This is a genomic window from Leucobacter sp. NPDC077196, assembly GCF_040687075.1.
Taxonomy (GTDB): domain Bacteria; phylum Actinomycetota; class Actinomycetes; order Actinomycetales; family Microbacteriaceae; genus Leucobacter.
The window spans coordinates 26,057-38,449 of the sequence record NZ_JBFBML010000010.1; the positions used below are offsets into that span (position 1 = coordinate 26,057).

The 12,393-nt window shown below is 66.4% G+C and carries 11 protein-coding genes and 1 tRNA gene; 1 reads left to right on the forward strand and 11 read right to left on the reverse strand.

The window, feature by feature from the left end; genetic code table 11:
* Positions 1–21: 21 nt before the first annotated feature.
* From AB0O71_RS10760 to recO, 7 genes are all read right to left on the reverse strand, one after another.
* Positions 22–94, reverse strand: a tRNA-Asn gene (locus AB0O71_RS10760).
* A 114-nt stretch (positions 95–208) separates the two neighbouring features.
* Complete coding sequence (locus tag AB0O71_RS10765) at positions 209–1,057, reverse strand: ATP-binding cassette domain-containing protein (protein ID WP_363745108.1); 849 nt, start codon at positions 1,055–1,057, stop codon at positions 209–211.
* A gap of 94 nt (positions 1,058–1,151) precedes the next feature.
* The gene (dnaG, locus tag AB0O71_RS10770; RefSeq protein ID WP_363745110.1) at positions 1,152–3,218 is read right to left on the reverse strand and encodes a DNA primase; all 2,067 of its coding nucleotides are present in this window, start codon (positions 3,216–3,218) and stop codon (positions 1,152–1,154) included.
* A gap of 86 nt (positions 3,219–3,304) precedes the next feature.
* The gene (locus tag AB0O71_RS10775) at positions 3,305–4,564 is read right to left on the reverse strand and encodes a deoxyguanosinetriphosphate triphosphohydrolase (protein WP_363745112.1); all 1,260 of its coding nucleotides are present in this window, start codon (positions 4,562–4,564) and stop codon (positions 3,305–3,307) included.
* Positions 4,557–5,744, reverse strand: coding sequence for a tRNA dihydrouridine synthase DusB (dusB, locus tag AB0O71_RS10780; RefSeq protein ID WP_363745114.1), 1,188 nt, complete (start codon positions 5,742–5,744; stop codon positions 4,557–4,559). The genes AB0O71_RS10775 and dusB overlap by 8 nt, the downstream gene beginning before the upstream one ends.
* Positions 5,745–5,764: 20 nt before the next feature.
* Positions 5,765–6,550, reverse strand: coding sequence for an isoprenyl transferase (locus AB0O71_RS10785; RefSeq protein ID WP_363745116.1), 786 nt, complete (start codon positions 6,548–6,550; stop codon positions 5,765–5,767).
* Positions 6,551–6,587: 37 nt separating this feature from the next.
* Positions 6,588–7,310 (reverse strand): DNA repair protein RecO, encoded by a 723-nt coding sequence (gene recO, locus AB0O71_RS10790; protein ID WP_363745118.1) that lies wholly within the window; start codon positions 7,308–7,310, stop codon positions 6,588–6,590.
* A gap of 107 nt (positions 7,311–7,417) precedes the next feature.
* Here recO and AB0O71_RS10795 point away from each other — a divergent pair, with 107 nt between their 5' ends.
* On the forward strand, positions 7,418–8,221 hold the full coding sequence (locus tag AB0O71_RS10795) for a TRIC cation channel family protein (protein ID WP_363745120.1): 804 nt from the start codon (positions 7,418–7,420) through the stop codon (positions 8,219–8,221).
* 55 nt (positions 8,222–8,276) lie between these two features.
* On the opposite strand, the gene ruvC is transcribed toward AB0O71_RS10795, so the two are convergent.
* From ruvC to thrS, 4 genes are all read right to left on the reverse strand, one after another.
* Positions 8,277–8,873: a crossover junction endodeoxyribonuclease RuvC gene (ruvC, locus tag AB0O71_RS10800; RefSeq protein ID WP_363745122.1), complete on the reverse strand. Its 597-nt coding sequence runs from the start codon at positions 8,871–8,873 to the stop codon at positions 8,277–8,279.
* A gap of 31 nt (positions 8,874–8,904) precedes the next feature.
* Positions 8,905–9,669 carry a YebC/PmpR family DNA-binding transcriptional regulator gene (locus AB0O71_RS10805; RefSeq protein WP_363745124.1) on the reverse strand — a complete coding sequence of 255 codons (765 nt, stop codon included), beginning with the start codon at positions 9,667–9,669 and terminating at the stop codon, positions 8,905–8,907.
* Positions 9,670–9,779: 110 nt separating this feature from the next.
* Positions 9,780–10,337 carry an HIT domain-containing protein gene (locus tag AB0O71_RS10810; protein ID WP_363745126.1) on the reverse strand — a complete coding sequence of 186 codons (558 nt, stop codon included), beginning with the start codon at positions 10,335–10,337 and terminating at the stop codon, positions 9,780–9,782.
* 17 nt (positions 10,338–10,354) lie between these two features.
* Positions 10,355–12,277, reverse strand: a complete 1,923-nt coding sequence (gene thrS / locus AB0O71_RS10815; protein WP_363745244.1) for a threonine--tRNA ligase — start codon at positions 12,275–12,277, stop codon at positions 10,355–10,357.
* Between the last annotated feature and the right edge of the window lie 116 nt (positions 12,278–12,393).

A 12,393-nucleotide genomic window follows, 5' to 3' on the forward strand; every position in this document is an offset into this window, starting at 1 on the left:
CAAGGGTAAGGGCTATGCTCGCTCCCCCGGCTGGGCTCGAACCAGCGACATCCTGATTAACAGTCAAGCGCTCTGCCAACTGAGCTACAGGGGATCATTGCGACTGCAACCAGACTAGGTTAGCAAGCCCCGAAGCGGGTGCGCAAATCGGGTCGGGCCGGGCGATTCTTCACGTGTGTCGCGGTCACGAGGTCTGTCGGTGCCGCCACTATTCCTCAGCGATTTCGTCGTATGCGGTCGCCCGCAGCGCCTGCGCGAGACGCTGCACGTAGCCGTGATCCGCATTGCGAAAGATCTCGTTGATGTCGCCTCGCCCCACCAATCGCCCCTGCTGCATGACGAGCACGTCTTGCACGAGTGCTTCGAGCATGCCGATGTCATGGCTGATGAGTAGCATCGTCGCGCTGCTGCGCTCCCGATACCACCGCAGCAGTTCCACGATCTTCGGGCGGTTGTTCGCATCGACTCCCAGCGTGGGCTCGTCGGCGATCAACAGGGTCGGGTCGAGCATGAGCGAACGCATCACCGCGACGCGCTGCCGTTGCCCCTTCGACAGTTCGTACGGGTACTCTTGCAGTTTGGCGAGCGGAAGCGCGACGATATCCATCATCTCCGCGATGCGCTCTCCGAGTTCGTCTCGATCGAAGTGCTTGCTCCGTTCGACAATGGGCTCGAACAAGATATCGCCCACGTTCAGGTCTGGTGTCAACGTCGCGCCGGCGTCTTGCGCGAGATAGCCCACGTATGCAGTGAGTCGAGCACGTGTGCGCCGCCACAGGCGATGCATGGGCACATCCATGACCGCGGCTTCACCGCCGGTGAGCCTGATCCGACTCGACTTCTCGGTGGCCTCCGGACCACGTCCCGCGAGGAATTTCGCGAGCGTCGATTTTCCCGAACCGCTTTCGCCGAGAAGCGCGAACACGTCGCCACGAGCGACTTCGAACGAGAGCCCCTCCACGGCCTCGAACTCGCGGCCTCCAGCATGAGCCGGATACGAGAGCGACAGGTCGGAGACGCGGATCATGGGATCGGCGTCGACTACGGGGTGGGGCATCCTGGATTCTCCTCGGTGGCTCGTGGTGCGCTCCGGCTGTCCAGCAGCCTATGGCATCCCGATACCTGCGGGTGCAGCGCTTCCGGCACGCCGCCTATTCAGCGCGCAGACTGCGGCGGGCCGACTCGAGCGCGACGAGCTGCTGCTGAATCTGCCGAGCGCGAGGATCGGCGGAGTCCCCGATGCGCTGGTGCCGTGCCAGCAGCTCGCGTTTGAGCTCCACGAGATCCCGGTCGAGCAGCGAAACCACGACGTCGCGCGAGTACGCGGCGAGTTGATCGAGGTTGCGCTGCGGCATGGGCGCCATTGCGAGTTCGCGAATCAGTCCGTGGTGCGTCTCGGGCGCCGCGTCCAGCACCGTATCCCACCAGGTCGGTGCACCGAGCACCGGCAGCCCCGCGCCGAGCGCATCGCGCACGATGCGGAGATCGGGTTCGTGCACCTGCGCCGTCACCGCCTGCTGCAGCAGTTCCGCGCCGACCGATTCACCCTGCTGCAGCATCGCCATGAGGGCGTCGCGCTCGAGCCAAGTGGTGGGAGAATTTCGCAGCGATGAGAGGCCGATGCGGCGTGCGGGTGCGGGTGCGGAAACACCGTGCGGATCCTCGTACCCGCCATACGGGTCGCTCGACGCTTCGTACCGATCCCTCGGACCGTCGGCGTACGGATCCTCGCGCTGGGTCGACCCTCCTCGACGTGCGGAAGGCTGCTGATTCGGCTGATCCTGCGAACGCTGGCGCTGGTTCCGGTTCTGACGCTGATCGCGCTGATTCTGATACTGGTCGCTCGGCCGCTGGGGCTCGCTGCGCTCGGTGCTCCGCGAATTGCGCTCAGTGTTGCGCGGAGCGCGCTCGGCGCTGCGCACCGCGTGCTGCACCTCGCCGAGCTCAGCGCCCAGCATGCGCGCCAGTTCGCGGGTGTATCCCGGCCGCAGCGACGGGTCCTTGATCTCAGCGATGATGGGGGCCGCCTCGCGCAGCGCGGCGACCCGCCCCTCCACGCTGTTGAGATCGAAGCGCGAAACGGCTCGCCGGAGGGCGAACTCGAACAGCGGCAGCTTGCGTGTGAAGAGCTCGCGAACGGCCTCGTCGCCGCGGTGCTGGCGCAGATCGGACGGATCGAGCCCGTCGGGAGCCACGGCCACATAGGTCTGGGCGGTGAAGCGCTTCTCTTCGCTGAAGGCGCGCAGCGCCGCTTTCTGACCCGCCTCGTCGGGGTCGAAGGTGAATACGACCTCGGCCGCGGAGTCATCGCCCATGATGCGCCGCAGCACCGCGATGTGATCCTTGCCGAAGGCCGTGCCGCAGGTCGCCACTGCGGTTTCCACCCCCGCGAGATGGCACGCCATGACATCGGTGTAGCCCTCGACGACCACAGCGCGCTTGCCGCGCGAGATCGCCCGTTTTGCCAGGTCGAGCCCGTAGAGCACTTGGGACTTGTGATATACCGGCGACTCGGGCGTGTTCAGATACTTCGGTCCGTTATCGTCTTCATACAGCTTGCGTGCGCCGAAGCCGAGCGTTTGCCCGCTCGTGTCGCGGATGGGCCAGACGATGCGTCCGCGGAAGCGATCGTACGCGCCGCGCTGCCCCTCGGATGCGAGGCCGGACTGCACGAGCTCTTGCGGCGTGTAACCGAGCCCGCGCAGATGACCGCTCATACCGTCCCAGCCGCGCGGCGCATACCCCACGCCGAAGCGTTCGCACGCGGCTTCGTCGAAGCCGCGCTGGGTGAGAAACTCGCGCGCGGTAACGGCCTCAGCGCCGGCGAGCTGCGCACGGAAGTACTCGGCAGCAGCGGTATTGGCGGCGAGGAGGCGAGCGCGGTTCGGTCCGTCTTCACGGGCGAAGTTGCCCTCTTCATAGGTGAGGCCATAGTGAATGCGCGCGGCGAGCCGTTCCACCGACTCGGCGAACGTGAGATGGTCCATGCGCTGCAAGAACGTGAAGGCGTCGCCCGACTCTCCGCACCCGAAGCAGTGGTAGTACCCGAGTGCCGGCCGCACGTGGAAACTCGGGCTGCGCTCATCGTGAAACGGGCAGAGCCCCTTCATCGAATCGATCCCGGCGTTCTTCAGCGTGACGTAATCGCCCACGAGATCGGCGAGGTTCGTGCGACGCTTCACTTCCTCGATATCGCTCGCACGGATCCGACCTGCCATAGCTGCACAGTCTACTGCGCGCAGGCCGCTGCGCCCGGCGTCCGCGCGATGCTCAGAGCGAAGTGGTCGGGCGCGAATCGAGTGGGCTAGACCAAGGGAACATCGCACAGCCGCTTGTGCCACGCGATGGCCGACTGATCCGTCAGCGAAGCCACCTGATCCACGATTGCGCGACGGCGCCCGGCGTCGTCGGGGGCGACCCGAAAGTCGGCAGCGAAGGCGGGTTCGAGTTCACTCTCCCCCGACTCCCAGAGCACCTCGAGCAGTTCGCTCAACAGTTCGCGCTGCCGTCGGTAGGTCGGTTGGCGACGTCCGCTCGCCATGACGAAGGCTGCGACGATTCCCTTGAGCACGGCGATCTCCGAACGGATCTCCTGCGGCACGATGATCGAGGCGTTGTAGCGGGCGAGCGGCGACCCGTCGGCGGCCTCGAGAGTCGCCCCGATCGAGGCCCGCGCGAATCGACCGATCATCTCGCTCGTGAAGTTCTTCAACTGCGCCTGGTGCGCCCGGCTCTCATCCCAGCGCGTCAGCCACGTCTCCGATTCAGAAATGCGATTGTATGCCGCCCCGAGCTCATCGCTTGAGAACGATCCGCCGGCCCACTCCGACACGGCACGGATCAGCGACTCATGGCCTGAGCGGGCGGTGAGAATCTCGGGGTCGATGAACCCGCTGACGACGGCGTCCTCGAAGTCGTGCACCGAGTAGGCGATGTCATCCGAGAGATCCATCACCTGGGCCTCGGCGCACTTCCTGCGCTCCGGCGCTCCCGTGCGCAGCCACGCGAAGACGGGAGCATCATCCGCGAAGTAGCCGAACTTCGCGCTGCCGGGCTCGGCCTCGGCAAGGCTCCAGGGGTACTTGCAGCTGGCGTCGAGCGTCGCGCGGGTCAGATTCAACCCCACGCTCGCACCGTCGGAGGTGAACCGTTTGGGTTCGAGTCGCGCGAGCACTCGGAGCGTCTGCGCGTTGCCCTCGAACCCGCCCGCGTCGACAGCCCACTCGTTGAGCGCCTTCTCCCCGTTGTGACCGAAGGGCGGATGACCGAGGTCGTGCGCGAGGCACGCAGTGTCCACCACGTCCTGCGCAAGGTTCAGGGAGACGGCGAGCTCGCGGCCGATCTGCGCGACCTCAAGGGAATGCGTCAGACGGTTCCGCGCGAAATCGATGCCAGCGGTGGGGCTGAGCACCTGAGTCTTCGCCGCGAGTCGCCGCCAGCCGCTCGAGTGCAGCACGCGAGCCCGGTCGCGCGCGAAATCGCTGCGCGACCCCGAATGCGCCTCCGGGACGTAGCGTTCAGCGTCGTCAGACCCGTACCCGTCGGGCAGCCCGGACTCACCCACCCGAGTCGTCTCGCTCGGCCTCCGCCAGATCGGCGTAGTCGATGTTTTCACTCGTGCGGCTCTCGAGCCAGCGGTCCGGCAGCACGACCCGCTTCGGGCTGCCGGCGCGACCGCGCTGCCCTTCGGCGCCTTCGCCGGGGTACGGCAGTGAGGCATCCATCGTGGCGAAGATCTCGCCCATCTGCTCGAGCGATTCGACGGCCGCCAGCGCGCGACGCGTGTCGCCGCCGACCCCGTAGCCCTTGAAGTACCAGGCAACGTGCTTGCGGATATCGCGGCACGCATGCGGCTCGTCGTCGTCGTAGAACTCGACGAGCAGCTCGGTGTGGCGGCGCATCGCGTCCATCACGAACCCGAGCGGCGGCTGAGCGATCGACGCCGCGGCTTCCTCTGCCGTGATCTCGCCGGCCTCGGCGCGGAACGCCGCAGCCAGGTCGCCGAAGAGCCACGGGCGCCCGAGGCATCCTCGCCCCACCACAACGCCATCGCACCCGGTCTCGCGCACCATCCGGATCGCATCATCGGCCGACCAGATATCGCCGTTGCCGAGCACGGGAACGCTCGTGATGGTCTCCTTGAGCGTCGCGATCGAACTCCAATCGGCCTGGCCCGAGTAGAACTGATTCGCGGTACGGCCGTGCAGCGCGATTGCGGCCACGCCGGCGCCCTCGGCGGCACGCGCTGCGTCGAGGTACGTCAGGTGATCCTCATCGATGCCCTTGCGCATCTTCACCGTGAGCGGAATGTCACCCGCAGACCGCACCGCCCCCTCGACGATCGCGCGGAACAGATCGCTCTTCCACGGCAGCGCGGAGCCGCCGCCCTTGCGGGTGACCTTCGGAACCGGGCACCCGAAGTTGAGGTCGATATGATCGGCGAGGTCTTGGTCGACCAGGAAGCGCACGGCTTCGGACACGGTCTTGGGGTCTACGCCATAGAGCTGGATCGAGCGCGGGGTCTCGCTCTCATGGTGCTTGATGAGGCGCAACGACGCGGGCGTGCGTTCGACGAGCGCGCGGCTCGTGATCATCTCGCTCACGTACAGGCCCGCGCCGTATTCGCGGCAGAGCCGCCGGAAAGCCGTATTGGTGATACCGGCCATGGGGGCGAGCACGACGGGCACATCGAGTGCGAGCGGCCCGATGCGCAGGCGGGCGTCACCGAGAGTCTGGGAAGTCATATCTCTACCATTCTCGCAGATCAGGATCCGCTGGGCGTGTCGACTGCACCGCCGAAGCGTCGATCGCGATCGTGATACATGCCGATCGCCTTCCACAACTGCTGCCTGCCGAAATCCGGCCACAGCGTGTCGAGAAAGACCATTTCGGCGTACGCTGACTGCCAAAGCATGAAGTTGCTGGTGCGCTGCTCACCGGAGCTGCGCAGAAAGAGGTCGACGTTCGGCAGCTCGGGTACGTACAGGTGCCGCTCGATGGTGCGCTCGGTGATGCCGTTCGGCGACAGACGGCCGGCGCGCACATCGGCGGCGATGGAGCGCACCGCGTCGGTGATCTCGTTGCGGCCGCCGTAGTTCACGCACATCGTGAGCGTGAGCCCAGTATTGGACGCGGTCGCCCGTTCGGAGGCCTGCAATTCATTGATGACGGATCCCCAAAGCTTCGGGCGACGCCCCGCCCAGCGCATGCGGACGTTCCACGCGTCGAGCTGTGCGCGGCGACGTCGCAACACGTCGCGGTTGAATCCCATGAGAAACCGCACCTCGTCGGGCGATCGTCGCCAGTTCTCGGTCGAGAATGCGTAGACGCTTAGGTGGCTCACCCCGGCCTGAATGGCACCGGCCACCACGTCCAGAAGCGCCTGCTCCCCCATGCGATGGCCTTCGACGCGTGCGAGGCCCCGCCGATTCGCCCAGCGTCCGTTGCCGTCCATGACGATGGCGACGTGCCCGGGAGGCTGGCCCGTGAAGTTCGGGGGCTGCTCACCGGTCCAATCGACCGGAACGAGGGAGGTCGGGGCGCGGTGCATGCCTGCCAGTGTAGGGGGCGGAGGACTCGCCGCGTGCTCAGCGCCGCGGCGCGCTGAACGACCGCAATCCGCGCTCGAGCTGCCACTGCGCGTAGGCTGCGGCGATCCCCGCAGCCTGGCCGCGTTCTCGCTCCGATGCGGCCAGCGATCCCTCCCAGTCTCCCGAGAGCAGCGCGCCCAGCAACCGAATGCTCCCCGGGTCGAGACGGGGTGACCCGGGGGTGCGGCACTCCTCGCAGACGACACCTCCGAGCTGCACGACGACCGCGGTGTGCGGCCCAGGTGCACCGCAGCGCACGCAATCGACGAATCCGGGCGTCCACCCGGCGATCGACAGCGCGCGCAGGAGATACCCGTCGCGAACGAGTTCGGGCGGAATCCGTGCGGCCGCGAGCGTGCGCAGCGCACCGACGAGCAACTCGTACAGCGGTCGGGAAGGGTCGCCTTCGGCAAGGCGCTCGGCGGTCTCGACGATCACGCTGCCGGCGCGGTAGCGGTCGTAATCCGCACTGATGGCAGGGCCGTAGGCGCCGAGCGTCTCCGCCTGAGTGATGGTGTCGAGCGAGCGACCCTCGAAGCACTGCACGTCGGCGACCATGAACGGTTCTAGCCGGGCACCGAACTTCGATGAGGTGCGCCGCACGCCTTTCGCCACTCCCCTGAGCAGCCCGCGATCCCGCGAGAGCATCGTGACGATGCGATCCGCCTCACCCAGCTTGTGGGTGCGGATCACAACGCCTTGCTCGCGGTACAGGGGCACCCTCCCAGTATCCTCCACTCGGCGGTTGACGCAGAGCGATTCCGCGCGAGGCGCAACCGAGTGCGACGACGAGCCCGCAGCGCACCGAGTTGGGCGACAATAGAGCTGTGTTCGACGAGACCTTCCGCATTCCGCTCTACGCCGACCTCGCGGCAGTCGGCGTCGGCAGTCTGCAGGGCGCGCTCTTCGCGGCCGGATTCAAACGTCTCGACCTGCTCGGGGTTGCCATCATCGGCATCTTCTCAGGTGTTGGCGGCGGTTTTCTGCGCGACGTGTTTCTGGGCACGACGCCCGCCGCGTTCGCAGACAACTGGTATTTGATCGTCGCCACGGGCGCCGCATTCATCGGCATGCTGCTCCAGCGGCTTCTCGAGAAGGTAGATCCCGTCATCACAGTGCTCGACGCCATCAGCATCGGCATGTTCGGCGCGATCGGAGCAACCAAAGCGCTCGCGCTCGGCATGCCGGTGGTGCCAGCGCTCTTCATCGGCACGGTCTCCGCCGTGGGCGGCGGCGTGCTGCGCGATCTGATGCTCAACATTCCGATCGCACTCATGCACGTCGGATCCCTGTACGCGGTCGCCAGCCTCGTCGGCGTCACGGTGCTCATCGGTCTGCTCGCGCTCGACGTCGCAGTGATCCCCGCCAGCATCGTCTGCGTGGTAGTAACGGCGCTCGTGCGCCTGCTTGCGGTGCGCTTCGGATGGAGCCTGCCCGAGCAGCGGGCGCTGAGCCGCATCCGACTGCGGCGCCAGCGCCAGGTAGAGCAGGCCATCGAGGAGGCGCTCCACACGGGAACCATTACCCTGCCGATCACGCTGCCTCAGCCGGGCGACATCGGTGAGCACGGGCGCCACTCCGATACGCAGGATCGCCGAGCCGATCCAGAACCGCCGCCCGAACGCGGCTGACATCGTTGCTGAGAAGTTCGGAGGCTCAGAATTTCAGGGGTGTGCTCCTGAGCGTTCAGGCCCGAGGTCCGCTGCGACGTCGACCGGCTTTCGCTTCGGCTTCGCGCCACGCGCGCTGAGCCGGAGTCTCGCCGACCGGGGCCGAACCGCGGGCAGAGCGATCGGCCGTTCCCCCACGCGAAAGGTGCCAGGCATGCGTGATAGCCAAGGCGAGAGCATCCGCCGCGTCGGCGGGCTTCGGGGGCGCGCCGAGGCGCAGCAGCCGCGTCACCATCGTCGTCACCTGGGCTTTGTCGGCGCTGCCGTACCCCGTGACCTGAGCCTTCACCTCGTTGGGCGTGTACAGCGCGACCGGAATGCCCCTGCGCTCGGCGAGGAACATCACGACGCCGCTGATCTGAGCGACGCCCATAACGCTCGGCAGATTCTGCTGCGCGAAGACGCGCTCGAGCGCGATCGCCGCCGGCTTCTCGCCATCGAGCAATCGCTCGATGGCGGATCCTAATTGGTGCAATCGCGCCGGGAGCTCGGCCGCGGCCGACGTACCGAGTACCTCGACGTGTTCGAAGGTCACTCGCCGCCCAGCCCCGGCCGTCACCACGCCGATACCGCAGCGGGTGAGGCCGGGATCGATTCCGATGATCCGTGTCATGGACGCCGAACCGACGCGCGTCGCCGCCGGCTCACTCGTCTTCAGCGAGTTCTGCCTGCACCTCTAGGGTGAGATCGAAATTCGAGAAGACATTCTGCACATCGTCACTGTCTTCGAGCGCATCGATGAGGCGGAACACCTGCCGGGCGGTGTCAGCGTCGACCTCGACCTTGAGATTCGGCACGAACTCGGCGTCTGCCGAGTCGTAGTCGATCCCCGCGTCGACGAGCGCCGTGCGCGCAGCCACGAGTTCCGACGCCTCAGTGATGACATCGAACGTCTCACCGTTGGGTGCGGCGTTGACCTCTTCGGCGCCAGCTTCGAGCACGGCCGTGAGCACGTCGTCTTCCGTCGTGCCTTCTGCTGGCACCACGATGACGCCCTTGCGCCCGAAATTGTAGGCGACGCTGCCCGGATCGGCGAGAGTTCCGCCATTCCGGTTCAGCGCGGTGCGCACCTCGGCTGCGGCGCGGTTCTTGTTGTCGGTGAGACACTCGATCATGAGAGCGACGCCGTTCGGCCCATATGCCTCGTACACGATGGTCATGTACTCGACGGCGTCACCGTCGAGCCCCGCGCCGCGCTTGATCGCGCGATCGATATTGTCACCGGGTACCGAGTTCTTCTTCGCCTTCTGCACGGCGTCGACGAGCGTCGGGTTGCCCGACAGGTCGGCTCCGCCGATGCGCGCCGCAACCTCGATGTTCTTGATGTACTTCGCGAACGCCTTCGCACGACGCGAGTCGATGATCGCCTTCTTGTGCTTGGTCGTCGCCCACTTGGAGTGTCCGGACACGGGAGCTCCTCTTTGATCGTTTCGGAATGAGGGTGGTCTGAGTTCAGTCTATGGCGCGGTTGTGGTCGCTCTGGGCACCGACCTGCCGGCGTCGCGCTCGGGAACGCGGCTCACGGGTGCGGCCAGGCCTCAGCGAAGAGGTCGCGCACTTCGCCCAGCAACTGGGGCATGGCCTTGGTCTTCGCGATGATCGGAAAGAAGTTGGCGTCCGACGCCCACCGCGGCACGACGTGCTGATGCAGATGCGAGGCGACACCGGCACCGGCGATGGCGCCCTGGTTCATACCGAGATTGAACCCGTCGCAGCGCAGCGTCTCCCGAGCCACGCGCATCGCCGTTTGCGTCAGCGCCGCGATCTCGGCCGTCTCAGCAGCAGATGCCTCGTCGTAGTTCGAGATGTGGCGGTACGGACAGACGAGCAGGTGTCCGCTGTTGTACGGGAAGAGGTTGAGCAGCACATAGGCGTGCTCCCCCCGCGCCACGATCAGGGCGTCGCGATCGCTGCGCTCTGGCGCGGCGCAGAACGGGCAGTCATGCTCGCCGGGCTGGTGGTGGTCAGCAACGTAGACCATGCGGTGCGGCACCCAGAGCCGACGGAGGTCGTCGGCCACCCCGACGGCGCCGCTCTCATCGAGCGACTCCGAGCGGGCTGCTCCTGCCTCGTCCATGCCAGCGCCGCTATCGGCTACTCCGACCATGCCGTAGATACCTGCTCGTGCGTGCGAATTGCGCCGGTGATCCGCTCGATCGCCTCGGCGACGGGAACGCCGTTCAACTGCGTGCCATCGCGGAAGCGGAAGCTGACGGCGCCGGCCGCGCGATCCTCTTCCCCCGCGATCAGTTGGAAGGGGATCTTCGCCTTCGTGTGCGTGCGGATCTTCTTCGGCATGCGGTCATCGCTGTGATCGACCTCAGCGCGCACACCGTGCTCGCGGAGGCGTGCGATGACCTCATCCAGGTACTCGCCGTACTGCTCGGCGACGGGAATGCCGACGACCTGCGTGGGCGACAGCCAAACCGGGAACGCGCCGGCGTAGTGCTCGAGGAGGATCGCGAAGAAGCGCTCGACCGAGCCGAGCAGCGCCCGGTGGATCATGATGGGCTGCTTTCGGGTGCCATCCGCCGCCGCATACTCCAGCTCAAACAGCTCTGGCTGGTTGAAATCGAGCTGCACGGTCGAGAGCTGCCAGGTGCGGCCGATCGCGTCGCGCGCTTGCACGGAGATCTTCGGCCCGTAGAACGCGGCCCCGCCGGGGTCGGCGACGAGCTCGAGTCCCGATTCCTCGCCGACCTCGCGAAGCGTGTCGGTGGCGAGCTCCCACTGCTCGTCCGAGCCGACCGACTTCTCGGGATCCCGCGTCGACAGCTCGAGATAGAAGTCGTTGAGCCCGTACGCGCGCAGGGTGGAGAACACGAACTCGAGCTGTCGCTTGATCTCGTCCTTCACCTGATCGTCGGTGACGTAGATGTGGGCGTCGTCTTGCGTCAATCCGCGCACACGTGTCAAACCGGAGAGCGTGCCGCTCTTCTCGTACCGGTACACGGTGCCGAACTCGGCCAGTCGCAGCGGCAGCTCTCGATAGCTTCGAGCGCGCGCGCGGAAGATGAGATTGTGGAACGGGCAGTTCATGGGCTTCAGGTAGTAATCCTGCCCCTGTTTGACGACGTTGCCGTCGCCATCCGTCTGCTCGTCCAGGTGCATCGCCGGGAACATCCCGTCCTTGTACCAGTTGAGATGCTGGCTGGTCTCGAACAGCGTGCCCTTCGTGATGTGCGGGCTGTTGACGACCTCGTACCCGTTCTTCAGCAGTTCGGAGCGCATGAAGTTCTCGATCTCGTGGCGGATGATGCCGCCCTTCGGATGGAACACCGCGAGGCCGGAGCCGATCTCCTCAGGAAAGCTGAACAGGTCGAGTTCGACCCCGAGCTTGCGGTGATCGCGCTTTGCCGCCTCTTCGAGACGCGTCTGGTAGGCACGCAGTTCGTCCTTCGATGGCCACGCGGTGCCGTAGATGCGCTGCAGCATCGGGTTCTTCTCGCTGCCACGCCAGTATGCTCCCGCCGAGCGCATGAGCGCCCAGCCGTTGCCGAGCATGCGAGTGCTCGGCACGTGGGGCCCACGGCACAGATCCTTCCAGCAGAGCTCGCCCGTCTTCGGATCGATGTTGTCGTAGATGGTGAGCTCGGCGCCGCCGACCTCAACGCTCTCGCCGTTCTCGTCTCCGGCCGCCCCGCCCTTCAGCCCGATGAGCTCGAGCTTGTAGGGCTCGTCGGCGAGTTCGGCGCGCGCCTCGTCCTCGGTCACGACGCGTCGCACGAACCGCTGACCCTGCTTCACGATCTTCTGCATCTCCGAAGAGATCGCCTTCAAGTCTTCGGGGGTGAAGGGCTCCGCCGGGTCGAAATCGTAGTAGAAGCCATCGGTGATGGGCGGGCCGATGCCCAAGCGAGCTTCGGGATTGATGCGCTGCACCGCTTGGGCGAGCACGTGCGCCGCCGAATGGCGCAGAATGTTCAGACCGTCGGCCGACTCGATCGAGACGGGTTCCACCGTGTCCGTGTCCGTGATCTCCGCTGCAAGGTCGCGCAGCTCTCCGTTGACGCGCATTGCGACGATCGATCGTTCGGTGAAGCGGGAGAAGCCATCGGCCACGGGTGAACTCCTTCACTGTGGAGGTCGGAGACGGCGCACGCGTACATGCGAGCGCGCCGGGTCGGCGCTGG